The sequence below is a fragment of the Paludibacterium yongneupense DSM 18731 genome, from assembly GCF_000422925.1.
Lineage (GTDB): Bacteria > Pseudomonadota > Gammaproteobacteria > Burkholderiales > Chromobacteriaceae > Paludibacterium > Paludibacterium yongneupense.
In genome coordinates, this window is sequence record NZ_AUGZ01000010.1 from 1 (window position 1) to 25,291 (window position 25,291).

A 25,291-nucleotide genomic window follows, 5' to 3' on the forward strand; every position below is an offset into this window, starting at 1 on the left:
CGCCCGGTCAGACCGCAGTCGCCCATCGGGCCGCCGATGACGAAGCGCCCGGTCGGGTTGATCAGGAAGCGGGTCTCGGCCGTCAGCATATCCGGCGGCAGCACCGGCTTCACGATGTCCTCGATCACGGCCTCGGTCAGCGTCTTGTGATCGATGTCCGGGCTGTGCTGAGTCGAGAGCACCACGGTGTCGATACGCTTGGGCAGACCGGTGTTCGAATCGTAGACGCAGGTGATCTGGCTTTTCGCGTCCGGACGCAGCCACGACAGACGGCCATCCTTGCGCAATTCGGCCTGGCGCTGCATCAGCCGATGCGAGTAATAGATAGGGAACGGCATCAACGTCGGCGTTTCGTCGCAGGCGTAGCCGAACATCAGGCCCTGGTCGCCGGCTCCCTGGTCGAGATCCAGACCCTCGCCTTCGTTCACGCCCTGTGCGATATCGGGCGACTGCCGGTCGTAGCACATCATCACCGCGCAGCCGTGATAATCGAACCCCAGTTCCGAGTTGTCGTAGCCGATGCGCTTGATGGTGTCGCGAGCCACCTGGATATAATCGATATTCGCGCGCGTGGTGATTTCGCCAGCCAACACCACCAGCCCGGTGTTGACGAGCGTCTCGGCTGCAACGCGCGCGTGTCTGTCCTCGTGCAGGATCGCATCGAGGACGGCATCGGAGATTTGATCGGCGACTTTGTCCGGATGTCCTTCCGATACCGACTCAGACGTAAACAGGAATTCAGACATGGATGTTCTTCACTTTTCAAAGGGGTAGATTCAATGTAAGGGACACGGTGTCAAAGCGTGGCCGTAGCCTGAAAGAAGCAATAAAAGAAAACCAGTTCGGGGTCCTTGCTCAGTTTTTGCAGTTCCAGTTTCATGCCGGCGACCAGATCGGGCGTGACGCGCCGGGCTGCCAGCAATTGCTCTGTTGCAGACAAGAGCAGTTCCGACCAGTACTGCAATACTTCGTGCCGCAGGTGGGGATCGCGCCCATCCAGATGTAGCGTTTTGACTTCGGTCCGGACATTGCGGAAGCCTTGCCGCAGCAATATATGTCCGAGCTTTGCTCCGATGAAGGGGTCGCCGCCGAGCTCAAGCTGGTGCTCGTTGAAGGCGGCCCAATACTGCTGCAAGTGCGGCGAGTAGGGAGACAAGAAAAACGCGGCATTCATGACTTCGGTCGCGTACAGACGGCTGCCCGGCTTAAGCACCCGCCGCACTTCCGCCAGCACCTGCTCGGGATCGGGCACATGTTCGAGAATCCAGCACAGGAAGGCCGCATCGAAACTTGCCGGGGCAAAATCGAGATTGCCCGCATCCATCTGCTGCAGCGTCAGGCGCTTGAGCGCCAGAGGGTGATCCCGCAGGCGATCATGCGCTGCCGCGAGTTGTTTCTCGCTGAAGTCTATGCCGGCAATCCTGATATCGGGATAGCGGCGTAGCAGAATTTCTGTCTGGGCACCGACCCCGCAGCCAACCTCCAGCACCCTGTCGACATTGTTGAATTCGATACTCTGATAGACCTTGTGTTCAAGAAAACGCGCTTGCCGTGCGAGCCGCTCCTGCTCTACCGGCGAAAAACCATGAACATAGGGAAATTCGATGCTGCGTTGATGGCCTTGCAGATTTGGCATGAGATTATCCTTAGTACACACAATGTGGATGTTCCGGAACGACTGTGGACCATTGCTTTGATCTCGTGCCGGCATGGCAGGGGGCACAGCGTTAAAACGTCACGGTCGCTTGCTCGCGCATCAGGCTGGAATTTCCCGCGGCTTGGCCTGCCCGGGATTCGCCCTTCCCGCGCGGGGGCGCCCTCTGCCTGCAGGGCAGCCAGCCACCAGGAGCGGCTTCGCCCCTCTTCCGGCGAGTCAGGGAGTCGCCGCGCACCATCGCGCGCTTGCCGTTTTTTCTGTTCGTGAATGGCGCCGGTCGCCAGCCAGAAAAGCCGCTCTCCGGCCCCCCTTTCCGTGCGTGGCAAGGACGCGTCGCACCACCCGTCTTCGGAACGCGATTGCGAGCTGATACTATATTGCTGTACGATATATAGCAACACGACTATATTACATAGAGATCTATGCAAAGAGGCTGGCAATACCCTTGCAGCAGGATTCAGGCGATTTAATAGCCATTAAAAACAAAGGGATAATGGCTTCTATCGCGCTGTCGCTCTTTGGCAACAGCAAGCGCACCCGTCACTGTCAGGCTGCCTCCTTGCGGAACCGCCCGTTTTGCCGATCGGGGGGCTGGGAACTCCCGTCCGGGCAGGACCCCTCGACGTTGCGAGAGGGTCGGCTATACCATTCGTTATTCCATAAAATAATATAGTTACACTTTTTTATTGCTTATTCTTTTATCGAACCTTGACTAAACTGCGCCGACATTGCTGGTGATACTTTGGTTTTTCACCAGCCGCACCGCTGCGATAGCCAGGATGGGGGGACTGACTGTCCTTGCCGGAGGCATGCCTGGGTGGGGTATACAAGGTTTCAGCAATACCCCGATTTCTGAATCCATCTGCTTCAACTTTGCACGCCGGCGTCTCGGTGCGAGCAGCGGGCGCGGTAACGCAATCTCTGGAAGCAGACGAAGGAAAGACGATGACCGCGAGACAGATAAGTGAAGTTGAACCGCAGCCGTTTCCATCCGACCGCCATCCGGACAGGATAAGCAACTCGGTATTGGAGATGATAGGGAACACCCCGCTGCTTAGAGTCACGCATCTGGATACAGGCCCGTGCGAACTGTATCTGAAGCTGGAAAATCAGAACCCCGGGGGCTCCATCAAGGACAGAGTCGCATTATCGATGATTGAAGCTGCCGAGAAGGATGGCAGACTCAAGCCGGGGGGGACCATTATTGAGGCAACGGCCGGCAACACCGGTCTGGGGCTGGCACTGGTCGCCTCCCAGAAAGGCTACAAGCTGATTCTGGTTGTGCCGGACAAAATGAGCCGGGAGAAAATCCTGCATCTGCAAGCACTCGGTGCAGAGGTCGTACTCACGCGTTCCGATGTCGGCAAAGGCGACGTGGATTACTATCAGGACCGTGCGGCAAGGCTGGCAGCCAGGACACCCGGGGCCTTCTATATCGATCAATTCAGCAACGCGGCCAACCCGCAGGCCCACGAGCACAACACGGGGCCCGAGCTATGGGAACAGTTGCAGCACGAGGTGGACGCCATTGTCGTGGGTGTCGGCTCCAGCGGAACGCTCAGCGGTCTCTCGCGCTTCTTTGCAGAGGTCTCGCCGACGACCGAATTCGTACTGGCCGACCCTGCCGGCTCCATCCTGGCCGACCATGTCGAACATGGCCAGTTCGGCCAGGCAGGCAGTTGGCTGGTGGAAGGCATAGGCGAGGATTTCATTCCTCCGCTGGCCAACTTCGACCGGGTCAGGCACGCCTACCGTATCAGTGACAAGCAAAGCTTCGATGCTGCCCGCGAACTGCTGCGCCGCGAGGGCATCCTGGGTGGTTCCTCGACCGGGACCTTGCTGGCCGCTGCGCTTCAGTATTGTCAGAAACAGACAGCCCCCAAGCGGGTCGTGACCTTTGTCTGCGACAGCGGCAACAAGTATCTGTCAAAGATGTACAACGACTTCTGGCTGTTCGATCAGGGCCTGGACAAGCCGCCTCTGGTCGGCAATATCACTGACTTGATCGCCCGGCGGCACGATCGCGGACACAGTGTGTTTTGTCATCAGGAAGATCCGCTTACCTCGGTTTACCAGCGCATGCGGCTGCATGATATTTCACAGCTGCCGGTCATCGATGAAGGCAGGGTGATAGGCATCATTGATGAATGGGATTTGCTGATGTCGGTACATGGCGAACCGGAAAACTTCCACTTGCCCGTTTTTACCGCGATGAGCAGCAAGGTGGAAACCATATCGCCGCAGGCTTCGCTGGAAGACCTGCTCCTGCTCTTCAATAACGGCCATATCGCGGTCGTCATGGACAAACAGCACTACCTGGGCCTGATTACCCAGAGCGACCTGCTGACTTACTGGCGGCAGCGTGTTGGTTCGGCCGAGTAGCCGTCCCGGAAAACGGCGATACATTCGTGCAGCCCGATTTTAAAAGGAGTCCATCTTGAGTATTGATTTTCAAACCTTGTCGGTGACGGCCGGCCTCCATGAGGATCAATTTGGTGCGGTGATTCCTCCCATTTATGCGACCTCGACCTATCGCCAGCATGGACCGGGCGAGCATTCTGGCTACGAATATTCCCGCAGCCAGAATCCGACCCGCGAGGCACTTGAACGGGGGATCGCCGAGCTGGAAGGCGGCAGCCGCGGCTATGCCTTCGGCTCGGGCCTTGCCGCGATTGCCACCGTGCTGGACCTCCTGCCGGCAGGCAGCCACATTGTCGCGATCGATGATTTATACGGGGGTTCGGTCAGGCTGTTTGATCGGGTGCGCAGCCACTCTGCCAACCTTGCCATCACCTATGTTCCGTCTGATGACCCGGCCGCGCTGGAAGCAGCAATCGGTCCGGACACCCGGATGTTATGGGTGGAAACGCCATCCAACCCGCTGAACAAACTGGCGGATCTGGCATTGCTGGCGAAAATTTCCGCGCGCCACCAGTTGATTGCGGTTGCCGATAATACCTTTGCTTCTCCGGTCATTCAGCAACCTCTGAGCCATGGTTTCGACATCGTGGTGCACTCGGCCACCAAATACCTGAATGGGCATTCGGACGTCATTGCCGGTGTGGCCGTGGTGTCGAAACAGCGCCCAGACCTGGTCGAGAAACTGGCCTTCCTGCATAACGCTACCGGTGCCATTCTCGACCCCTTTTCCAGCTTCCTGGTATTGCGTGGGATACGCACGCTGGCCTTGCGGGTCGAACAGCACAGTCGCAATGCGCTGGAGATCGCCCGCTGGCTGGAACGGCACCCAAGGGTAAAAAGCGTGCGCTACCCCGGCCTTCCCAGCCATCCGCAGCATAGTCTGGCACAGCGCCAGATGAACGGGTTTGGCGGTATCGTATCCTTCTATCTGGATGGCGATGCGAGCCAGGTCAAGCAGGTGCTGTCACGTAGCCGCTTGTTCACCCTGGCGGAAAGTCTGGGCGGAGTGGAAAGTCTGGTATGCGTGCCGGAAGCGATGACCCATGCCTCGGTTCCGGCCGAGCGCCGGCAGGCATTGGGTATCAGCGATAACCTGATCCGCTTGTCGGTCGGCATCGAGTCCGCAGCGGCGCTCATTGCCGATCTCGACCATGCACTGGCGGCCGATCGCTAGCAGCGTTCGTTCGCTCGAGCGGATTTCGGGCCGATACCAACCGGCCTCGAAGCGCTGCATGCGGCAGCAGGGCAAGCATATGGAGCGCAGGCATGGCCGAGGGCCGCCGCTCCAGACCAAGTGCCGAGCGGGAAACGAACTCATCCAGACAAGGAGAGCAGTCCTGAAAAGCGACAACTATTGAGCATATGCCCCGGTCCAGCCCGACTTCGACATGGTTCGCGGGGCTCTGGGCGACCGTGTGGATGGGAAGTATTTTTTCGACTGCCCGGCTGACGGCACCCAGACCAGGCCGACCTGCCGCCCGGGTCGGGTTTTCGGTTTCATGCGGCAGGCAGAGTCGGGGCGCCCCGCGCCCGATCAAACGGCAGCGGGGCGGGATCTCAGTTGGTGATATCGGAACCAATCCACTTTTTGGAAATAGCGCTGAGGGTGCCGTCTTTTTTCAGCTCGCCGATCACTTGCTTGATCCGGGCATTCCACTTGGCATCCCCCTTGCCGACAGCGACCCAGTTGGGCTCCTGGTAGAGCGGCTGCCCCACGATGCGGAACTTGCCCCCTTTACTGATACGCTCATGGGCGGTTACCAGGTTCGAAATGACGGCATCGACGCGTTTGCCAGCCCCCAGGGCCAGATCCTGATAAGCCAGCTCCTCATTGCTGTAGGGCGCGATGATCAACTTGCCGAACGGGTAGGTGGGCTGGACGGCATTGGGAGCCTCCAGCACCAATTTTTTCTGTAGATAACTTTCGTAAGACGAACCTTGCTCGATACCGATCTTTTTCCCTTCCAGATCCTTCAGGCTGCCGACCTTCTTGTCGGAAGCGTTCACCACCAGCACGGCCGGCGAGTTGTAGTAGAAGACGGGAAAGTCCAGCACCGCGGCTCTTTCCTTGTTGGGGGTCATCGAGCAGATGCAAATATCCCAGCGGCTGCCCCATCGCCCTGCGGCAATAGCCTCCCAGGCCGGCGTCTCCAGCTTGAGTTTGACGCCCAGCTTCTTTGCCACCGCCTTGGCCACATCGACATCGAAGCCATCGAGCTGGTTCTTGCCATTGAGAAAGGAAAACGGCGGATAGCTTTCCAGCAACACGCCGCGCAGCACTCCGGTTTTTTGCACGTTATCCAGCGTTGCTCCGGCATGGCTCTGGCTCGCAGCCAGAAGCGCAATGGCGGTGAGGGCCTTGGCGATCATCGAGTGTCGTTTCAACATTTGTCTCTGTCTTCTTGTGGGTCAGGTAATGACTTATATATCAAACCATTATAAAAATTTCAAAATCAATTAAATATAAGAATATTGTTTTCCTTGATTTGAGCCGTGCGCAGCAAGCGGCTGTCATCGACACTCATGGACAAATCGAATGAGTCAAACCTTGACTCCCGGCGCTGGCTTGGGGTGCAGATTGAAACGCATCGCCCTTCTTGCCGGCCCGTCACAACATGTCGCACAGGCCCACGATGCATTTGTCGGCGCAAGAGCCCGGAGAATGACGACTGGCGGCGATGCCAGCGTGCCGTTCAAATAGAGGTGCGCGCGATTCGCCCGGCGCCAGGCGGGCAGGACACGCCCCTGCCCGAAGTCCAGCCGTTTCTTCCTTCACCCTTCGCCAGTAATTTTTACTAGTCGTTTGGTGAAACAGCCGGTCACATCAGACGCTTTGATCATTAATTTAACTGTTGCAACCATTTAGCATCGCTGCATGAGCTCGACAGGAGTGATTCATGCAGGCTAGCGCAGTCAACGTCAACGACACGATCCGCTCAGAACAAGAGCCGGCCATCTGGCATGGTGCCAGTGCGCCGTTGTTTGGCCGGCCCGAAGGCGGGTATTGCCGGCCACCCTATCCTCGCCCGGCGCGCGCCCGGGCAGTGACCCCGGGGCCGTTCGACAGCCGGTTGAACATGCCGCCGCGACACCAGCCCTCACATCGGCTTGCACAGCGGCGGCTGCAGAATGCCGACGAGCGGGGCTGGCCGTTCTATGCCGCCACGTCGATGGCGCTTACCCATTATTTTCGCGATATGCCGGCGAACCATCATCATTCTTTCCGCTGCCTGGCCGTCTCGTTCCACAGCAAAGAAGCCCTGACCATCGAAGAATGCAGGCCTTCGCAAGGAGAAGAGGGATGAATACGAAGCACATCATTTTCTACGCCGCCGTCGCGGCGCTCACCGCCATCGACATGGCGCTGATGATAGGGTTGTTCTGGTCCTCCCTGCAGATCACGGGTTCGCCATTGGCGCTGGGCTGCGTGCTGTGTCTGTCGGTTTTGCTGCCGTTTGGCTTGCAACGCCTGCTGCCGCCCCAGCGCAGGATGCTGCTCAGCGGGCTGCGCCGGACCTTGCTGCTGCGCATGGCAGGCTATGGTGCGCTGCTGGCCGTGATCGGCGCCGCCAGCCTGCACCATCTTTCCGGTTTTGTCGGCGTGTCGCTGGTCGTGGGCACGCTCGGATTTTTCTCCACCAGCGCACTCGAGTCGCTTAACACCCGCCTGAGCCAGGCGGGCGACCTGAGCAGCGAGCGCGCCGCACGCTGGATGCAAACGGCGATTCAGCTGGGCGCCTTCAGCGGTGCGGCCGCCGGCGGCTGGGCGCTGGAGCGGCTGGGCATCGAGCATCTGGCCCAGGTTCTTTTCATCGCCAACCTGCTGCTCAGCGCATTGCTACTGCTGCCCCGCCTTGATACTCGTCCGACCGCCCCCTCGACGCAGAGTGCGCGCACCGGCGCCGGCGGCGCATCCGAGCGCGTCGACCGCCGCATCCTGCTGTGGCTGTGCCTGGCATTGGGCATGATCGGCTTCCACATCGGCGCCTTCAATACGCTCACCCCGGTGATCTATCTGCAGCTGAACCACTGGACCTCGGCGCAATTCGGTCTGGCCAGCGCCGTCGCAGGCTGCGGGGCCTTTCTGGCCGCCGTATTGCCGCGACGGCGTGTCACGGGGGCGGCCGTGGCGGTCTGGATCATGCTGATGGATGCCGTGCTGGGCTTCAGTTCGCTCGCGCCCGTATCGATCGCGGCCGGTTTCGGCATCGGCTATGGCATCAACCTCCTGCGCATCGGATTGCGCAAGCAGTTGATCGACATCGCGCGCACACCGGCCGACGCCGATCATATCGGCTCGGTGAGCGCGTTCCACTACCTGCTGTTGCAAAGCGCCGCGCCCCTGCTGCTGTCGGTATTGAGCACCCGCCCGCTGCTCGGCCCAGCCGGCGCACCCTACCTGCTGCCCGCCGTACCGCTGGCGCTGCTGGCCTGCCTGCTGGCTTCATCCCGCTTGAGCGCTTCGGCCGCCGCCAAGATGGCCAAGGCCGGGGCAGTACGTTGACCGCCCCCCATGACCTGAAAGGAGACATCATGCATTCACAGACCACACCCTGGGTTATCATCGTCGACCCTTATTCCAGCGGAATCGTCTACGCGCCGGCTTTCGCGGCACGCGGTCTGCACTGCCTGGCCGTCCGCTCCTCGGCCAGCGTGCCGGAGCGCTTCCTCAAAGGCTTCCAGGCCGCAGATTTCGACGGCGGCATGCTGTACGATGCCGATGCCGCACTCAAGCACATCGGAGATGCGCCGGTCGCGGCCGTCGTGGCCGGCTGCGAAATCGGCGTGGCCGTTGCGGAAGATCTGGCGGCCAGGCTCGGCTTGCAAGGCAATTCCCCCTGCACCACCGAACGGCGCCGTCACAAGCACCAGATGCAGCAGGCGCTGGCGCTGGCCGGCTTGCGCCACATTCCGACGACACTGGTGCGCGCCCAAGGCGAAATCGAAGCGCTGCTGGGGCAACTGAATCAAGAAGACAATTATGTCGTCAAGCCGGTCAACTCGGCGGCCACGGACGGCGTGGTCTTTGCCAGGGGCCGCGATGGGGTGGCGCAAGCGCTCGGGCGCGCCGCCTGGGACCGGATCAACAACCTGGGCGAAGTCAATGTCGGCTTCGTCATCCAGCCTTTCATTCAGGGGCCGGAATACGTGGTGGACATGGTTGCCCATGCCGCCGGGTATACCGTGGCCTCGCTGTCCGTCTATCGCAAGATAGCCCGCAATGGCTCGGCCTTTGTCTATGCGGGACTGGAGGTTCTGGATGCGGAGCGCGCAGAGTATGCCGAGCTGATCGAATACGCGCGCCAAGCCGCCCATGCGCTAGGCATGCGGCAGGGGCCGGTGCACATGGAGCTGATCCTGAGCGCAAAGGGCCCGGTCATGATAGAAGCCGGCGCACGCTTGCATGGCGGTGTCGCTCCTTCTTTGTTCAAGGATTGCCATGCCCCCGATCTGGTCAGCCTGGCGATCGATGCCTATCTGGGCGTTCCCATTCAGACCCGTGTCTCCTGCCTCGCACAAGCCGGACACATCCTGTTTCTGATCAATGACCGCATGCAGATCTTTTCCGGCGAATCGCGCCGACTGACCGACGCACTGCACGCGCTGCCCAGCTATCGCGGCCACCGCTTGTTCGTCGCTCCCGGCGATACGCTGGCACCTACCGTCGATCTGGCAAGCTGCCCCGGCATTGTCTGGCTGGCCCACCCCTCGCAGGAAACCCTGCGGGACGATGTGCGCCGGTGCGAAACGTTGCAGCTGGTGGAAGAGTCGGAATGATAGGCGGCGGCCGGTGCCGGGCCCGCGATTGCGCCGCCGTCCGGTTCCCGGGTCGATCGTCGCGGCAATGCCAGCATCCTGCCGCGGTGCTCCCTGCGCCTGCGAGCGCCGCGGCAAGGGCTATCATGCGGGATGATCGGGCGGAAACCATGTCTTGAGGATGGGGCTGATCGACACCTCGACCACACGCGGGTTGTCGAGCAGCAAGGCCTTCAAGCTCATGAGTTCTTCGAACTGCTGGTAGCCCACCCGCACGATCACGTCCAGCGCACCGAACAGCGAATGGCACTCGAGCACCTCGCGCCGTCCGCGCAATTGTTGCCAGATGACCGAGCAGTCCGCGCCGCCGGCGTGGCGGATGATGACATAGGCCTGATTGGCCGGCAGCGGCAGGCTTTGCTCGTCAATTTCGGTCCGGTACCCCAGGATGACGCCATCCTCTTCCAGCCGGGCGATGCGGGCCTCGACTGCCGTGCGCGATTTATGGACTTGCCTGGCAATCTCGGCAAGACTCATTCTTGCATTCTGCCTGAGCAGCTCCAGGATTTTCCGGTCTACTTCATCGATTTTCTTCATCAGATCCTGGCACCGAGTTTGCCCCCGTATTGCGGCGGAGCACGAACGACCGTCGACCGCGTCGTGAATCTTATATCTGCATCGCGCAGAAAGGCCGGGGCACCTGGATCGGGCGATGATCGAGCCCGGCCCCCCGGGCGCTCTCCTCGCCGCCGGGGTCCTCGGCGAAGGCCACGGCCGACGGCGGCACGATGCGCGGGCGTTCCGCTCCCGCCGGCCTCACGCGCTGACGGGTGGCCGGCCGGTCCCGGCGCGTCTGGCCGCGATGAACTCCTCTACCGTCAGCACCGCGCCCTGGCATCCGATGCGATTGTACAACTGGGTGATGTGGGGCGGCTCCAGGTGCGACTGCTTGAGTATCCCAGGCAGGCCATAGACTTCACGCGTCGGCCCATCCAGCAAGACCTTGCCTTCGGCAAACACCAGCGTGCGTTCAAAGGTTTCGGCGACGAAGTCCATATCGTGGATGATGGTCAGTACCAGCTTCCCCTGCTTCGCCAACTCGCGGATGATTGCCTTGATGCGTTCCTTGCCGGCATGATCCTGCGCGATGGTCGGCTCGTCAAAGATGATGATGTCGGTATGCATCGCCACGATGGAGGCAATGCTGATCAATTTGCGTTCAGACAGGCTCAGATCATAGGGGTTCTCGGCCTGCTTGTCGGCCAGGCCCACCATCTGCAAGGCCGCCAGCGCGCTTGCCCGCGCTTCGTCCGGCGATTGGCCGATATTCGACGGGCCGAACATGACCTCGTCCAGCACCTTGTTCTTGAATATCTGATCGTTCGGATTCTGGAAAACGAGCCCCACATGACGGGCCAGCCCGGCCACTGTCATGTCGCGGGTGTTGATGCCATCGATCAGCACATCGCCCGACACCGGTTGCAGCAAACCCTTCAGCAATTTGACGAAAGTGGTTTTGCCGGCGCCGTTCTGCCCGATGATGGCGGTCGAGCGCGCATCGAAGTCCAGGGAAATATCGCTCAGGATTTCCTCGCCGGCGGAGTAATGAAAGCGCAGCTTGCGAATTTCGATCTTATTCATGCCAGTTCACCACTTGATCGCAGGCCTCGTCCAGGGTCATCGGATACAGGCCGGTGGCCGGATTGCGTATGCCCATGCCTTTGCATACCTGGGCGAACACCGGCGGCACCACGCCGTATCGTTCGAGATCGTCGCGCGAGAACACCTGTTGCGGGGTGTCGAAAGCGACCATTTCCCCCTGGTGCAGCAGCAGCACCCGGTCGGAATAACGGGCTATTTTTTCGATCTTGTGCTCCGCCATGATGACGGTCATGCCACGCCGGCTCAAAGCCTCGATCGCCTGGAAAACGTCTTCCGCCCCCTGCGGGTCCAACTGTGAGGTCGGCTCATCCAGCACGATGATCTCCGGCTCCATGGCTATCACGCTGGCAATGGCCATGCGCTGCATCTGTCCGCCGGACAAGTCGAAGGGGTTGCGGTCGCGGAAACGGCCGATGCCCAGCAGTTCCATGGCATGCTCGATCCGCGGCGCCATGTCTTCGCGCGCGACGCCGAGGTTTTCCAGGCCGAAGGCCAGTTCCTCGAAAACCGTCATTTTCGAGCCGCTGACCTGGGTGAACGGGTTCTGAAACACCAGCCCGACTTTCTGTGCGATCTCGTGGATCTCGGCTTTGCCGACCTCCAGCCCATCCACCCATACCGAACCGCCATAGCCCCCTTTGTAAAAGTGGGGGACCAGGCCCATCAGGGCCTGGCACAGCGTGGATTTTCCCGACAGGTTCTGGCCGATGATTCCGATGAACTCGCCCTTTTCGATCTCGAACGAGAGACCTTTGAGGGCCAGTTCTTCAGTCAGCGGATAGCGGTATTTAAGGCCGGAAACGGTGATTTTCTTCATTGCATCACCCTCCAGACTATCGCCGCGGCCATGGCCAGCAGCAAGACAAGCGGGATCACGGTATTGGCGGTGCCGCCCTGCGGCGGATTGAGGAAAGTCTTTTTCGAGCGCGCGCTGAAGGCCCGCACTTCGAGCGCCAGCGAACGCTCGCGCGTGCTCACCAGAGAGTTCATCACGACCGGTCCGATGAGCGGCAAAAACGCTTTCATGCGCACCAGCAGCGTGCCTTCGGTCTCCATGCCGCGCGAGCGCTGTGCGTCCGTAATGGTTTCCATCGTCGCCGTCATTTGCGGAATGATTTGCAGCACCGACGAGAGCACATAGCCCAGATGCGGCGACAGGCCGAGTCGCACCAACGATTCGATCAGATCCGACGGGCGCGTGGTCAGCACCAGGATGGACACCGCACACAGGATATTCATCACGCGCAAACAGATTCCCCCCGAAAACAGCAAGCCTTCGCGGTAGAAGCCGAATCGCCACAGGGAAAACAGCAGCTGCTTGTTTCCCGAATAGAACAGCCCCTGAATCAGCACGATGGAAGCCAGAATCAGCAGGCTGAAGCCGACCAGGGGCAGCACCTTTCCGAACACCTTCCCCGTCGCCAGGATCAAGATGCTCAGGGCCAGCATGGCGAGCCCCGGCATAAAGCCGGGCAATACGGCAGGGATCAGAATCGCGGACAGGATATAGAGTAGTTTCGAACGCGAATCGACCCGATGGACGACAGTCCCCCTATCCTGATAGAGGCTGAGTGCTTTCAAAATAGCGGCCCTCCAGCGGGCTTACAGTTGTTCGGTCACGCTGTCATGCCGGAACAGAATCGTCAGTTTCTGCGGCAGACCTTTATAGATCCCGTAAGCCACGATCACGGTTGCAATCTTGTCCGGCACATCCACGATGAACTCGTCGGTCAGGGAGGCGATCCACACCGGAAAGTGATGCGCGACCATGCCGGCATAGACCAGATCGCCCCAGACATTCCCGGTTTGCCCGCCCCAGAAACCGATATTGATCGGCGTCGAGATGAGGGTGGAAACGACAGCGGCAACCAGGCCGACCACGACGGCCCCCCCTATGCTATTGACGCGTCCCTTCTGCGCCAGCACCCCGACGGCCAGGCCGATGCCGATGCTGGTGAGCGCATAGATGAATGAGATCGGGTCCATCGTCAGGCCATAGATGATATTGTTGATCGCGCCGCAAATCGCCCCGACCACCGGGCCGGCCAGCATGGCCGACAGCACGGTGCCGATCGAGTCCAGCCATAGCGGAAGCTTCAGTAGTCCTGCAAACAGTTTGCCGATGTAGTTGATCCCGACCGCGGCCGGGATAAGAACCAGGGCGGAAGTAGAAAGCTTCAGATTCCACATGCTATTTTTCATGACCCTATCTCCTGTGTATGTGCGCTGTCTTGCCGGGATGGCGATCCCGTATCAGCACTGCTCGAGCCTGGCGATGGCTTCCAGTGCCGTGATGATTTCCTTGCGTTCTCCGATGGCGGTGCGGCTGTCGCCTTCCACATACTCGTTGATGCCGCTTTCCAGGTCTCCGCTGCGCTCGACGACGACATTGAGAATCGACGCGGTTTTCAAATGGCGCAGTCCCCCGATGACAAACAGGGCCGCACTTTCCATATCGGCGGCCAGTACGCCGTGTCGGCTCCAATACGCGCAGGACGCCTCTTCCTGGTCGGTATAAAAACTATCATGGCTATGAATGATGCCGCAGTGCAAAGGATATCCCTGCGCGCGCGCGCTGTGCACCAGCGCGGCCAGCACCTCGGGATCCGGCACCGCGGGATAACACTCGGCGACATAGGCCCGTGATGTGCCCTCATCCCGGACCGCCCCGCTGGCGATGACCAGGTCGCCAAGCTTGAGCGTGTCCTTCAGAGCGCCGCAGCTGCCGATGCGAATCAGGGTTTCCACACCGATTTTTTTCAGCTCTTCAACCGCAATGCCGGTGGACGGACCGCCGATGCCGGTGGAAATCACCATGACGCGGACGCCCTTATAGCTTCCGCTGCAGCTTTTATATTCCCGGTTGAAGGCGATATCGACGGGATTGTCGAGAAAGGCCTTCACACGCTCGACCCGCTCCGGGTCGCCGGGAAGAATCGCATACTTTGCCCCATCGGCACGGCCACACCGGATATGCGGCTGCATCGGCTCCGACATGGTGTCCTCACTTTCTGTCGTTGAAATCATGCGTCTTTAATTTCGGGTGCGTATTGCCGCGCATCCCGCCCGATCCGGGAACACGATGATGCCGCGCTCGGTCGCGGTCAGGCTCTCCTCGCGCAATCCGGCGATGATACGATTGACGCTATGTGATGACGTCATCAATGTTTCTGGTCATATACCGTCGCCAGTTATCCATTGCAATGATACAAGGTCCCGTTTTTACATAAAGGGCAACCGACTTGCGTCGCGCTCGTCTTGTCGCGTTCTGATCGCGGCCTGCGCGGATGCAGGCCGGGCTTTGGCGCCGCTCAGGCGCGAGCGTTCCCCCTGCTCCTGACGCGAGAACGCGCCATCGCTTTCACTCGAGCCCAGGACGGCCACTGCTGACCCAGTCCTCGGTTCTGGCGAACGATAGGCGGTAGCGCGAGCAGTTGTACACCTCCAGCCGGTTCAGTTCTCCGGCCAGCAGATTCCTGAAAATGCCAATCTCATCCGCGGCGAGGCCCAGTGTGGCCGCCGCCTGGAAAACCGTCAGCGCATTATTGACGACGAGGCGCACTCCGTCGCCGAGTTTCTGCCTGAACCGTCCCCGGGCCGGGCCGGCTGCGCGCACCGGTTCGGTTTCGGCGGTGTATTTGTCGATGGAAACGCGATAGGTCCATTCAAAGAGGTCCACAGCGAGAGAGACATCCTGGCGCTCGCAGACTGCCGTCAGCGCGAGAGCATAATCGGCGGCATCGACATCGCAAAACGAGAGCGGCGCGCAGTTCGATGCGAATAAAGGCAAATTGGCGCACAGTCGACTGGTCCGGTTATTGCCCTCTTCGAAAGCATACAGATAGGCGATGTTGATCCAGGCAAAAAAGGCGGCTTCCAGCGGGTTGCGGATACGGCGCAGCTTTTCGACGATCGCGTTGAGCATCGCTTCCAGCTGAGCCGCGCCCTGGACAGGTTGGTAGGCCGTCGCAGCGAGGGTCAGGCCTTGCCTGCGTATGGCCCCGACCGCTCCGGCATCCTTGAGCAGATTCTGCATCAGAATGCTCTGGATATTGCGGATGACCATCGTGTCGATGCCATATTCGGGCAGCGCTTCAAGGATGAATTCAAGCGCGTCCTTATGGTTGAACACCATGATCATGTCGGCATCGTCGTCCCCAGCACGGCCGCGCGCCAACAGTTCGTGTGCCTCGAGCAGGCTCTTGCGGTTACCGGCCAGACGCGAGGAATGCCAGCACAGATCGATCAGCCATGGCCCCAAAGCCCAGTTGCCGGCCGGCAGAGGCGTTTTTGCCTTCCCCGCAGCGTAAAGACGATCGGCCAGCGCGGCGGGTAACAAGGTCGAGGTATTGGGCTGATAGCGGTCGACGAAATCGCGCTGGTACGCAACGGGAGTTCTGCTCGCCACGGGCATACGCAATTCAGAGAGCCGGGCGAGGGCGCCGGCATCGAAGGCGAATCCTGTTCTTGTCGGCTCGGCCGCCGCTGGGGCGGAAGCGGAGGGGATGGGCATCACGGCGTCGGGCGTGCCATAGACTGTCGCCGGACCCCGCCCGCTTTTGATCAACTGACCCTCGGCGACCATCTTGGCCAGACGACGGTTCAGGGTCGGGCGGCTGACGCCTGTCGCATCGGCCAGCTCGCCGGCTGACATCCGTTGGCTAGCACCCCGGGATGGCTGCTTGTTCAATAGATCGATGATGTCTGCCGCGAGGTGTCGTTTCACGGGAATCCTGCCGGATTTTGAGTTGACCTGCTCTAATCTATCATAATCTTGTCGACGAGACCCCATGCCTTCGGAATAATCGTGAAACAGTTAACTATTTGAAGTAAAAAAACAAATTATTATTTGATAGAATTTTGATAGATATAAAATCCAGAACTGCCGGAAGCCAGCCGGCTTGAAAGAAGACAAGCCGGGCGTCGAAGGACGAGAGCGCGGCGGATGGGCAAGCATCGACGGACAGGCCAAAGCGGCATGCGCCCTCCTGCCGGGCACCGGGATTCGCGAGTGCTACGTCCGTGCTGTTGCATCGTGATCTGCCACGAGACTTCGGAGCGGGGAAAGGAGCGCAGTGTTCCGCCCGTTTGCAGGCATTGCCCCAGGTTGGACAAGCCGCAGAAGATTTTGTCGGTCCAATCCTGATTGTATGCGCGCCCAAGCTCGCACGCCTGGGGCAGGTGGCGGATTCTACACGCGCGACGCTCATCGACACCGTGTCGTCGGCATTGAAGGTTCAGAGCACAGGGAGCGCTGGCGGCCGGAAAACGGCGGTTGCCACGCGCAGCAAGTCATTGAATAACAATCGATATTTTTTATTTTGATATAGTTATGATAGCTTAGCGACCACCTCAGTGTAAGGCTCCCCCGTAGCTGAGCCTCAAAACCCGCCCCGCCTGCAATGCCCTTCCAGCCGGAGACGAGAAAGCGCTGCGCGCCCGGGCTGCACTCGAGCGGAGTGCCAGGAGACTCACAGCTTCGATGTCATCCACAGTGCGTGGACGATATGTCGCACGAAGCCGGTCCGACATTGAAGGTTCAGAAAACAGGGGCCGCTGCTCGCCCGGCAAGCGGCGGCTGCCACATACTGGCAAGCTGTTGAATAACAAGCAATAACGTATATTTTGATAGGTTTTCGATAAATTATTGACCCCCTCGGTGCCTGGCTCGACCGTCGCGGAGCTTCAAACCCCGCCCCGCCGGCACGGCCTTTCCTCCGGATACCTGAAACCGCCAGGCAAGCGCTCGAACCGAAGCCAAGAGGGCTCGTCAGCCACGATGTCATCCATCGCGCGGGGGCGATGAAATCGCCGGATCAGCGGCGGCGGATGGACACTCGTCGTCACCGCGACGCCGGCACAGGGAATGCCGAGTCAGCCCGGGCGACTGGATATCTCGACATCGACTTGTCCGGCGAGCGCATTGCAGCATTTATCATCAGAGTGAAACGCCGCTTCAAGCAGGCGGAGCAACCCATTGAAAAACAAGAAACAAGAAACAAGACAATATTTCAATAGGATTTTGATAGGTTAAAATCACCTTGCTACCCACCCCGGACCCGGCACCGACCCCGCCTTCAATGACCTTTCCCGCCGGGTTCCGCTAGCCTCTGCGCCGACTGGTAAACCGTCGACAAACGCTCCAGAGTCCCATCATGCTCCATGTCATCCAGCGCCTGATCGAAACGTCGCGCGAGCTGGGTGAAGTCCTTTTTGCGGGTGAAGGCCAGATAGCTGGAAGTGGTGTCGACCGTAGGGCCGCTTATATTCACCGCATCGGCGGCATTGAGGATTCTGAGGAAATAGAGTCCGACCAGGCGGCTGCAGATCACGGCATCGACCCGCCCGGCGAGCAGCTTGCGAAAGTTCATCTCATGGCTGACAGCGGTATCGAGCAGCCGGAAGCGCCCGGCCTTGACCGCGCTGTCGAAGCGTTCGCCATACGAGGTCTTGCCGACCACGCCAATGCGAGCAGCGGCGATCGAATCGAGATTGCCGTCAAAATGCCAGGACGAGTTCTTGCGCACGAAAAACACGAAATCCTGGCGGAACAGCGCTTCCTGCGGAAACAGCATGCCCTGTTCCCGCTCCGGTGTTTTCTTTATGCTGAAAAAACCATCGACATCGCCGCTCAGCACCAGGGACTGTCCGCGCGTGATCGGGTAGAACACGATCCGTACCGGCGTGCCGATACGGGTAAAAACGGCTTTGACGATGCTCACCGCCAGCCCCTGCGCGCCTTGTCCGGTATCGCTGATATAAGGTGGAAATTCCAGCGTGGCCAGCAGCAGCGGGGCGTCCGCCGCAAGGGCAGGAATACTCGCCAGGATCAGTGCGATGGCGGCAAGCCGGCCCGAAATTCTCATTGCACCCCTACTCCGATTTACTGTGATTTTTTTACATTATGATGCACGCTCTTTGCGATGGCACTAACTAATATCCGGCGACGGCCTGCCTCAGACCTGCCGCCGCGGCACTTGTGCGGCTTCGCCGGCGCAGGCTAGCATGGTTCGAATGACAACGGCGCCGCCGATTTACTCATGCAAGGAGTCCCAACGTGTCTGATCCGGTATTGCCAGCCATACGTGCCAGCGAGCAAGAGATGATCGCCCTGCGCCGGCACTTGCACGCGCATCCCGAACTGAGCTTCGAAGAGACCGCCACCAGCGACCTGGTCAGCGACCAATTGACGGCCCTCGGCTACCAGGTCCGCCGCGGCCTGGGCGGAACCGGAGTCGTCGGCACCCTGCGCCGCGGCAACGGCGGCAAATCCATCGGCCTGCGTGCCGATATGGATGCGCTGCCGATTCATGAGCGGACCGGCCTGCCTTATGCGAGCCGGCATGCCGGCAAGATGCATGCCTGCGGTCATGACGGCCATACCGCGATCCTGCTGGCCGCCGCCCGCTATCTGGCGCAGCACGCGAACTTCGACGGCACCTTGCATCTGATTTTTCAGCCGGCCGAAGAAGGCGGCGGCGGCGCAGAGCGCATGTTGCGCGAAGGCCTGCTGCGCGAGTTTCCGTGCGATGCGGTATTCGCCTTGCACAATATGCCGGGCTACCCGGCCGGCAAGTTCGGTTTTCTGGCGGGGCCGTGCATGGCATCTGCAGACGAGGTGCGCATTATCCTGACCGGCAAAGGCGGACACGGTGCGATGCCGCACAAGACGGCCGACCCTGTCGTCGCCAGCGCGGCGCTGGTGATGGCCTTGCAGACCATCGTATCGCGCAACGTCCATCCGTTCGAAACCGGAGTGGTGACCGTCGGCGCGTTGCTGGCCGGGGATGCCTCCAACGTCGTGCCGGACAGTGCCGAGCTGCGGCTGACCGTACGTGCGATGAAGCCCGACGTGCGTGCGCTGCTGTTGCAGCGGATCCGCGAGCTGACGCAGGGGCAGGCCGCCAGTTTTGGCGTGCGCGCCGAGGTCGAGGTGTTCGATTCGTATCCGCCCTTGATCAACCATGCCGAGCAGACCGCGTTTGCGCGCCAGGTGGCACTGGACTGGCTGGGCGAGGACGGGCTGATCGCCGGGCTGCAGCCACTGGCGGGCAGCGAAGACTTCGCCTACTTCCTCGAGCAATGCGCAGGCTGCTATTTACTGCTCGGCAATGGCGATGGCGAAGGGAACTGCATGGTGCATAACCCGGGCTACGATTTCAACGATGCCTGTCTGGCGCCGGGCGCCAGCTACTGGGTCAAACTGGTCGAAGCCTTCCTGCCCGCTTGAACCGCGCGCGGGGCGGCGCCGGACGTCGCCCCGCGCGCTCATTTCGAGTCCGCCGTGGTCGCCGGCGAGGCGGCCAGCGTCATGGACTGACGATGGCTACGGTGCTGTTTCCACGCTGCCGTACGCGCCTTGATGTACTCCGACACTTGCGCGCTGCTGTCGAACGGCGGCGGCTCATGATCGAACGTCCCCTGTTCGTTGCTGACCGGCAGGCGCGCCACGCGCCCGGCGTGAACGAGGTCCAGCGCAGACGGCTGCTGCAAATTGGGATGCGCGTCACCCGAGCGGGGGACCGCGATGCCCGCCAGCGGATCGTCCACGCGCGGTGTCGCCAGCGTCAGCACGTCCCCCAGGCCGGGAGCCGCCCTGTCCCTGGCGGTCAACGCTTCCAGTCCCCACCGCTGCTGCAGCGTTTTCAGCACCGAGGTATGGTCGATCTCGCCGCTTGGAGCGCGGTACACGGTGCCGGCCTCGATGCGCGGCGAAATCAGCAGGGCGGGGATGCGGACGCCGAAACGCCTGAAATCGAAGTTATCGAATTCTCCCGCCAGTTCGTCGGGCGGCGTCGCGCTTTGCGGCGGGACGACATGGTCGAAGTTGCCGCCGTGCTCGTCATAGGTGATCAGCAGCAAGGTGTCGTTCCAGCCGGGACCATTGCGCAGCGTGTAGTAGACATCGCGCAGCAGTTGCTCGCCCAGGGCCACGTCATAGTTGGGATGCTGGCTGTTGCCTGCGGCCGAAAAGGCAGGCTCGAGAAAGGTATACGCTGCCAGGGTACCGGCGGCGGCGCGGGCCTGAAAATCGCGAAAATGGCCGAAGTGGGATTCGTCCGCGTGCAGCGTATCGGGAAAATCGGAGCGCGTGAGCGGCTCGCGGTTGTAGCCGAAGATGGACCAATCCAGCCCTTTGCTTTCCAGGCGCCCAAAGATGCTCGGACAGGTGAAAACCTTGACATGGTTATCGAGGTGCCCCTGCGAAGTCCCGGCGCTGGCAAACGCGCGGTTGGGGATGGTCTGGGTCGGCACCGAGGCGAACCAGCGATCGCACACGGCATAGCCGCGCGCCAGCGCCGACATGACCGGCAACATCTGCGGCGTATACATGCCCATGATGTCGTCCGCGCGGGTACCGGGAATCGAATCCTTGTAACCCTTCGCTTGATCGTAGGCGATGGCGTTGCCGAAGTTGATTACAAAACCCTGATTGGTGGCCACGGCCCCGGGCGGGGGGTTTTCGCTCGAGAACAGCTGGATGTTGGTGTTGAGGAATCCCTCGCCCGGATCGGCGCCGGGCATGAAGTAGGCATGGGGGGTATCCGGCGTGATGGGGAAGACCTTGACCGGACGCCCGGCGTTGTCAGGATTGCTTTCGTTGCCGGTCAGTCCGTCGAAATCGTGCCCGCGAGGGGACAGGTTCTGACTGTCGGCATACAGAAAACCGAGCATCTGGTCGAAAGAGCGGTTCTCCAGCATCAGTTGAACAATGTGCTTGATCGATTGCAGCTGATTGGCCATCGTAACTCTCCTCGAAAGGAAGGGGGCTGCCCGGACGGGCAGCCGGTGCTTTAAGGACGAACTGCACGTTCTTACTACAGCACACGCTGGTGACAGATTGACGACGCCGCACCGGCGCACGCGGGCTGGACGATTACGGCCCGAAGCCATTGATTCGGACACGCGGGCGGGTGCAGGGTTCACACCCCGCGACCGACCCGGCGCGCGTCCCATCCGGCGGCCATGGCGCAGCACCTCTCGGCCAGCGCTGACGGGAAGCGCCAGTGGAACAGGGCTGCCGTCATGGCCGCCGACCGCCGCAAGGGGCTCGGCGCGGGTACGGCCCGGGCTTGTTTCTGCTGTCGCTGCGGGGGCGGCATCGCGCACTCCCCCCTTGGGATGCAGCTGCTGGCGCGGCATGCCATCGCACGGGGTAAGCGATCATCGCCCTCGCTCCCGCCGCCCTTGGCCGCGTCGGCTTCATCGCGCATGACGCGCCGGCTTTCCACTACCGGTCAGCGGCCCCCTTCCGCAGCCCCCCGCGCACTGGCAGGCGCGGTCTCGTGCGGCCACCCCGGCCCTGAGACAGGACTGAGCGACGGCATGCCGGCCGGCTCCGCTCGGGCCGTGTCGCCGGCGGCTGCCGCGACACGGCGGTCAAAAGCCCCCGCGCCCGGCAGGCTGCCGTTGACAGAATATCTTAATATTTTTTCAATATTTCACCGCTGTTGCACAACCCCGTATAGATAGGCAAGCGGTCGCCCGGTCAGAGCATGAGGCGACCGTCAGACAAGGATCGCCCTACGATCCGGAATGAGAACCCGCCCATTTTTGACACTGTGAAAACGATGAATAAAAAACTGATCTCGCTCGCGCTGGCATCCTTGCCGGCACTGGCCCTGGCCGATGACGGCGTCACGATTTACGGCAAAATCGCCGGCAACCTGTCCGCCGTCAGAAGCTATACGTCGACGACCGGCAGCGCCGCCCCGCAAAGCAACTGGCAGGTCAACGACAACACGTCCAATATCGGTTTCAAGGGAACGGAAACGCTAGGCAATGGCGTGAATGCGATCTGGCAGGTGGAAAGCCGCATCCATGTCGACGGCAGCGGCAGCGACACCTTCGCCAGCCGCGACAGCTTTGTCGGATTGCAAAGTGATTACGGCAAACTGCGGCTGGGCAAGCTGTCGGACTACGCCAACCTGGACATGGAATATATCGACCCGGCGTCCTACAGCCGCGTCGCCGGACAGATCTATTCGACCCGGCTGGATGGACGCATCAACAACGCCATCCGCTACGACAGCCCCAACTGGGGCGGCTTCAGCTTCACCACGGTCTGGGGCGCCGACGAAACCCGCGCCCTGGATAGCGCCGGACAACGCACCAATAACCAGACCGTGGATCTGGGGCTGAGCTACGCGCAGTCGGGCTTTTTCGGCAAGTTGAACTACGAAGCCAAGGGCGATGCCAGGCAGGTCAACAGTTCGGCCCAGAACGGCGCCGTCAAGAACTGGTGGCGGCTCGAGTCCGGCTATATCGTCAACCCGATCTATCTGGTGCTCGGCTGGCAGAGCGTAAGCGGTTACCTGGGCGTCAGCGGCGGCAGTTATGTCGACAGCCCGGGGGTGGCGTACAACATCAATGCGCTGAATGCCCGCATCAAAGCCAGCGGACAGACCTTGAGCAATGCCGACTCCACCCAGGAGGTCAAAGCGAAGGAAGCGGTGCTGACCTTCGGCTACAACATCGGCGCCTTTCTGCCGTATATCGAGTTGACCAAGGGCTATGATCTGAACATCGGCGGCTCGGACGTGGCCAAGACCGGTTACACCCAGTATGTGCTCGGCACGACCTATACCCTGTCCAGGCAAACCACGCTGTATGCGTCCTATGGCTTCGTGAACTGGGGCGGCAACGGCGTCGCCAACGAAACCACCTTCAGCATCGCACTCGCCAAGCGCTTCTGAGCGCACCGGTCGCACGCGGCCCCGCCGGCCGGCGGGGCCGCGTGCGCTTAGTCGATACTCTCGGGGTAACGCTGCGCAACCCAGCTTTCGAAACGGCGGCACATCGCCTCATCGCCGGCGCTATTGTCGGCGATCAGCTCATCGCCATGCACGAGCCGGATATGGGCGTTGAGGTCGGCGCGCGGCGCAGGCCGGTCGCCGCGCGCGGCGGCAGCGCGCATCCGCTCTTGCGCTGCCGCCCAGGCGTCCTCGACGCTGCGGTTGCACTCGTCGGCCAGATAGCGGGCATTGAACGGCTCTCCGGTCAGACTCAGCAACGTCGCGTTGTGGCTCGCGCCATTGCCCGGCCCCCAGTAATGGCGAGCGAGTTGCGGGCCGATGGAGGGGTTGTCGCATAGATAGCCGTCGTGGCGCATGAAATGGGCGCGGGTCTGATACACCGCCATATTGGCCAGCAAGTAGCCATGATAGGAGGCCGCCGATTCCTGATTCAGCAAATGCGGTATCGCCAGCAAGGGCCGCGGGCTGGCCACCCCCAACAGGCGAACTTCGGTCGCGCGCGCGAGCGCGAGCACGGTCTGCGGGGTCAAGTCGCCATCGTCCAGCCGGTAGAGCCCGGCCTCGAAATAACCGACGACCAGCAACATCCGCTCCATGAACGCGCGGAACGGTTGCTCGACCTCGATCTGCGCACGAATCAGGCTGTCCGGCACCGCTTCCCCGGCACGGTTGCGCGCATAACGCTTGAGCCAGTCGGCATCGCCGAGCAGGCTGTCGCAGAACATGGACTGGGTCTCGGCATACGCCATCGATGTCGGAGCGAATTCCTGCGAAAAGCACGGCGAATTCTGGGTGACATTGGCAAAGTGCGCGGCGTGGCCGCCTTCGTGAAACAGGGTGTTGATCGCACGGGCGCCGCTGCCGACCTGATCCGGTTTGGCACCCGAGGTGAAGTTGATCTGCGCCGCCACCCAGCGGCCGTCCGCATCGAAGAAACACGGCACCGGGCCGTGGCAGAACCCGTTCTGATATTTGCCCTTGCGTTCCAGCAGGTCCAGTTGCAGCACGGCTCCACGATATTCGATGCCGAGCCGGCGGAAGCTGTGCACCCAGCGTTCGACGGCTTGCGCGAACGGCAGATAGGGATCGAGTTGCCGGCTCACATCGCCGCTCATGTGAAAACGCAGATTATAGGGCAGCAGCGCATCCTCGCCCTTGCGTGCGGCCAGCGCCGCCAAGGCGTCGCGGTTGGCATCGCGGGTGCGTTGTTCGAAATCGTCCAGAATACGAAACAGGGCCTCCGGCGTCATGTGCTCGTTCTTCTGCACCTTGTAGTCGAAGTAGTCGCGGTAGCCCTGGGCGCGGGCGAAGGCATTGCGCTGGCGCACGATGTCGAGAAACCCGTTGTCCAGCACCCACTGCTCCTGTTCGAGAAACGCATCATAGGAGCTTTTGCGAGCCGCCGGATCGGTGCCGGTACTCAGATTGGTGGCCAGCATACCCAGGGTGGCGTCTTCCCAGACGCCCTTGTCGTTCAAATGGCGCAGCACATGCTGCCGGTTGCGCGAGAACAGTTCCGACTCCATGCCGATCAGCTTTTCCATCAGCCCGCGGGCGTCATCGTTGTCGATGATATTGCTCTCGAACAGCGCCAGCCAGCCGCGCAGGCCGTGTTCGAGAGCGCGGCGAGCCTCGTCGTCCGCTTCGCCGGCCAGGCGCGCGAGCGCATCGCGGGTGGCGTTGAGCCGTTGCGGACTCGAGATGAACGCCTTGTAGTCGGTTTCCGCCCGGCTGAAGCCGGCGTGATCGTCCGACGTCGCCATATAGGTGGTCCAGAACAGGTCTTCCTTGGTCTTGTGCACAAGCAGATAGTCGCGGTTCAGTTGCTCGAACAGCTCGCGTGGCGAAAGCATGGCGCACCTTTGCAAGGGATGAGAGAGAAGACGAGATGGTAAGGCCAGCCGCCGCGGTGCGCCAGTGCGCGGATAAGGGCGGACGGCAGGCAATGGCTTTCGCCAGCGCGGCAAGAACCCCGCAAGCCCGTGCGACGAAGCGACGGAAGGCCCCGATCGGTCTTCCCGGCCGGCTTCCCGGTCGC

22 protein-coding genes are annotated in these 25,291 nt (G+C 61.1%); 8 read left to right on the plus strand and 14 right to left on the minus strand.

All coding sequences use genetic code 11. The features are described from left to right. Both metK and G520_RS0106460 read right to left on the minus strand, forming a co-directional pair. On the minus strand, positions 1-746 hold a 746-nt coding region (gene metK / locus G520_RS0106455; RefSeq protein WP_028534939.1), incomplete at its 3' end, for a methionine adenosyltransferase. A gap of 50 nt (positions 747-796) precedes the next feature. Further along, complete coding sequence (locus G520_RS0106460; RefSeq protein ID WP_051229145.1) at positions 797-1,636, minus strand: class I SAM-dependent methyltransferase; 840 nt, start codon at positions 1,634-1,636, stop codon at positions 797-799. A 966-nt stretch (positions 1,637-2,602) separates the two neighbouring features. Here G520_RS0106460 and G520_RS0106465 point away from each other — a divergent pair. After that, complete coding sequence (locus tag G520_RS0106465; protein WP_211222776.1) at positions 2,603-4,039, plus strand: pyridoxal-phosphate dependent enzyme; 1,437 nt, start codon at positions 2,603-2,605, stop codon at positions 4,037-4,039. Positions 4,040-4,094: 55 nt separating this feature from the next. Beyond that, on the plus strand, positions 4,095-5,252 hold the full coding sequence (locus G520_RS0106470) for a trans-sulfuration enzyme family protein (RefSeq protein ID WP_246542703.1): 1,158 nt from the start codon (positions 4,095-4,097) through the stop codon (positions 5,250-5,252). A gap of 383 nt (positions 5,253-5,635) precedes the next feature. Here G520_RS0106470 and G520_RS0106475 read toward each other — a convergent pair whose 3' ends face one another. Then, positions 5,636-6,466, minus strand: coding sequence for a transporter substrate-binding domain-containing protein (locus G520_RS0106475; protein ID WP_084637502.1), 831 nt, complete (start codon positions 6,464-6,466; stop codon positions 5,636-5,638). A 509-nt stretch (positions 6,467-6,975) separates the two neighbouring features. On the opposite strand from G520_RS0106475, the gene G520_RS0106480 reads away from it, so the two are divergent. From G520_RS0106480 to G520_RS0106490, 3 genes are read left to right on the plus strand one after another with little or no spacing between them, the layout of a single operon-like run. Then, positions 6,976-7,383: a hypothetical protein gene (locus G520_RS0106480; protein ID WP_028534944.1), complete on the plus strand. Its 408-nt coding sequence runs from the start codon at positions 6,976-6,978 to the stop codon at positions 7,381-7,383. Continuing rightward, complete coding sequence (locus G520_RS0106485; RefSeq protein ID WP_028534945.1) at positions 7,380-8,582, plus strand: MFS transporter; 1,203 nt, start codon at positions 7,380-7,382, stop codon at positions 8,580-8,582. Before G520_RS0106480 ends, G520_RS0106485 begins: the two co-directional genes overlap by 4 nt. Positions 8,583-8,611: 29 nt before the next feature. Beyond that, positions 8,612-9,856: an ATP-grasp domain-containing protein gene (locus G520_RS0106490; protein ID WP_036665579.1), complete on the plus strand. Its 1,245-nt coding sequence runs from the start codon at positions 8,612-8,614 to the stop codon at positions 9,854-9,856. A gap of 123 nt (positions 9,857-9,979) precedes the next feature. Here G520_RS0106490 and G520_RS0106495 read toward each other — a convergent pair whose 3' ends face one another. The 8 genes from G520_RS0106495 to G520_RS0106525 form a co-directional block, all read right to left on the minus strand. Beyond that, on the minus strand, positions 9,980-10,432 hold the full coding sequence (locus tag G520_RS0106495) for an Lrp/AsnC family transcriptional regulator (protein ID WP_051229147.1): 453 nt from the start codon (positions 10,430-10,432) through the stop codon (positions 9,980-9,982). A gap of 219 nt (positions 10,433-10,651) precedes the next feature. Further along, positions 10,652-11,476 (minus strand): energy-coupling factor ABC transporter ATP-binding protein, encoded by an 825-nt coding sequence (locus G520_RS0106500; protein WP_028534948.1) that lies wholly within the window; start codon positions 11,474-11,476, stop codon positions 10,652-10,654. After that, entirely contained in the window at positions 11,469-12,314 is an 846-nt protein-coding gene (locus G520_RS0106505; protein ID WP_028534949.1) for an energy-coupling factor ABC transporter ATP-binding protein, read from the minus strand. The genes G520_RS0106500 and G520_RS0106505 overlap by 8 nt, the downstream gene beginning before the upstream one ends. After that, complete coding sequence (locus G520_RS0106510; RefSeq protein WP_028534950.1) at positions 12,311-13,078, minus strand: energy-coupling factor transporter transmembrane component T family protein; 768 nt, start codon at positions 13,076-13,078, stop codon at positions 12,311-12,313. Before G520_RS0106510 ends, G520_RS0106505 begins: the two co-directional genes overlap by 4 nt. 21 nt (positions 13,079-13,099) lie before the next feature. Next, positions 13,100-13,699 carry a membrane protein gene (locus G520_RS0106515; protein ID WP_036665581.1) on the minus strand — a complete coding sequence of 200 codons (600 nt, stop codon included), beginning with the start codon at positions 13,697-13,699 and terminating at the stop codon, positions 13,100-13,102. A gap of 51 nt (positions 13,700-13,750) precedes the next feature. Further along, positions 13,751-14,494, minus strand: a complete 744-nt coding sequence (locus G520_RS0106520; RefSeq protein WP_028534952.1) for a nucleoside phosphorylase — start codon at positions 14,492-14,494, stop codon at positions 13,751-13,753. A 36-nt stretch (positions 14,495-14,530) separates the two neighbouring features. After that, positions 14,531-14,659 (minus strand): hypothetical protein, encoded by a 129-nt coding sequence (locus tag G520_RS25670; RefSeq protein WP_281424561.1) that lies wholly within the window; start codon positions 14,657-14,659, stop codon positions 14,531-14,533. Positions 14,660-14,858: 199 nt separating this feature from the next. Continuing rightward, positions 14,859-16,223 (minus strand): Fic family protein, encoded by a 1,365-nt coding sequence (locus G520_RS0106525; protein WP_169449819.1) that lies wholly within the window; start codon positions 16,221-16,223, stop codon positions 14,859-14,861. A gap of 1,076 nt (positions 16,224-17,299) precedes the next feature. On the opposite strand from G520_RS0106525, the gene G520_RS0106530 reads away from it, so the two are divergent. After that, complete coding sequence (locus G520_RS0106530) at positions 17,300-17,515, plus strand: hypothetical protein (protein WP_156876892.1); 216 nt, start codon at positions 17,300-17,302, stop codon at positions 17,513-17,515. A gap of 59 nt (positions 17,516-17,574) precedes the next feature. On the opposite strand, the gene G520_RS21830 is transcribed toward G520_RS0106530, so the two are convergent. Beyond that, entirely contained in the window at positions 17,575-18,363 is a 789-nt protein-coding gene (locus G520_RS21830) for a substrate-binding periplasmic protein (RefSeq protein ID WP_051229149.1), read from the minus strand. Positions 18,364-18,554: 191 nt separating this feature from the next. Between G520_RS21830 and G520_RS0106540 the strand changes: the two genes are divergently transcribed. Next, a complete protein-coding gene (locus G520_RS0106540; RefSeq protein WP_028534955.1) occupies positions 18,555-19,727 on the plus strand; it encodes a M20 aminoacylase family protein in 1,173 nt (390 codons plus the stop codon). 38 nt (positions 19,728-19,765) lie between these two features. Here the strand turns inward: G520_RS0106540 and G520_RS21835 are convergent, their stop codons facing one another. After that, positions 19,766-21,241 (minus strand): alkaline phosphatase family protein, encoded by a 1,476-nt coding sequence (locus G520_RS21835; RefSeq protein WP_051229151.1) that lies wholly within the window; start codon positions 21,239-21,241, stop codon positions 19,766-19,768. An 827-nt stretch (positions 21,242-22,068) separates the two neighbouring features. Here G520_RS21835 and G520_RS0106555 point away from each other — a divergent pair. Further along, positions 22,069-23,193, plus strand: a complete 1,125-nt coding sequence (locus tag G520_RS0106555; protein ID WP_028534957.1) for a porin — start codon at positions 22,069-22,071, stop codon at positions 23,191-23,193. Positions 23,194-23,240: 47 nt separating this feature from the next. Here G520_RS0106555 and G520_RS0106560 read toward each other — a convergent pair whose 3' ends face one another. Then, complete coding sequence (locus tag G520_RS0106560; protein WP_028534958.1) at positions 23,241-25,106, minus strand: M3 family metallopeptidase; 1,866 nt, start codon at positions 25,104-25,106, stop codon at positions 23,241-23,243. Between the last annotated feature and the right edge of the window lie 185 nt (positions 25,107-25,291).

Coding starts and splice junctions, on each gene's coding strand:
- G520_RS0106460 (WP_051229145.1), bottom strand. CDS start 1,636: ATGCCAAATCTGCAAGGCCATCAACGCAGCATCGAATTTCCCTATGTT.
- G520_RS0106465 (WP_211222776.1), top strand. CDS start 2,603: ATGACCGCGAGACAGATAAGTGAAGTTGAACCGCAGCCGTTTCCATCC.
- G520_RS0106475 (WP_084637502.1), bottom strand. CDS start 6,466: ATGTTGAAACGACACTCGATGATCGCCAAGGCCCTCACCGCCATTGCG.
- G520_RS0106480 (WP_028534944.1), top strand. CDS start 6,976: ATGCAGGCTAGCGCAGTCAACGTCAACGACACGATCCGCTCAGAACAA.
- G520_RS0106485 (WP_028534945.1), top strand. CDS start 7,380: ATGAATACGAAGCACATCATTTTCTACGCCGCCGTCGCGGCGCTCACC.
- G520_RS0106490 (WP_036665579.1), top strand. CDS start 8,612: ATGCATTCACAGACCACACCCTGGGTTATCATCGTCGACCCTTATTCC.
- G520_RS0106495 (WP_051229147.1), bottom strand. CDS start 10,432: ATGAAGAAAATCGATGAAGTAGACCGGAAAATCCTGGAGCTGCTCAGG.
- G520_RS0106500 (WP_028534948.1), bottom strand. CDS start 11,476: ATGAATAAGATCGAAATTCGCAAGCTGCGCTTTCATTACTCCGCCGGC.
- G520_RS0106505 (WP_028534949.1), bottom strand. CDS start 12,314: ATGAAGAAAATCACCGTTTCCGGCCTTAAATACCGCTATCCGCTGACT.
- G520_RS0106515 (WP_036665581.1), bottom strand. CDS start 13,699: ATGAAAAATAGCATGTGGAATCTGAAGCTTTCTACTTCCGCCCTGGTT.
- G520_RS0106520 (WP_028534952.1), bottom strand. CDS start 14,494: ATGTCGGAGCCGATGCAGCCGCATATCCGGTGTGGCCGTGCCGATGGG.
- G520_RS25670 (WP_281424561.1), bottom strand. CDS start 14,659: ATGACGTCATCACATAGCGTCAATCGTATCATCGCCGGATTGCGCGAG.
- G520_RS0106530 (WP_156876892.1), top strand. CDS start 17,300: ATGAAATCGCCGGATCAGCGGCGGCGGATGGACACTCGTCGTCACCGC.
- G520_RS21830 (WP_051229149.1), bottom strand. CDS start 18,363: ATGAGAATTTCGGGCCGGCTTGCCGCCATCGCACTGATCCTGGCGAGT.
- G520_RS21835 (WP_051229151.1), bottom strand. CDS start 21,241: ATGGCCAATCAGCTGCAATCGATCAAGCACATTGTTCAACTGATGCTG.
- G520_RS0106555 (WP_028534957.1), top strand. CDS start 22,069: ATGAATAAAAAACTGATCTCGCTCGCGCTGGCATCCTTGCCGGCACTG.
- G520_RS0106560 (WP_028534958.1), bottom strand. CDS start 25,106: ATGCTTTCGCCACGCGAGCTGTTCGAGCAACTGAACCGCGACTATCTG.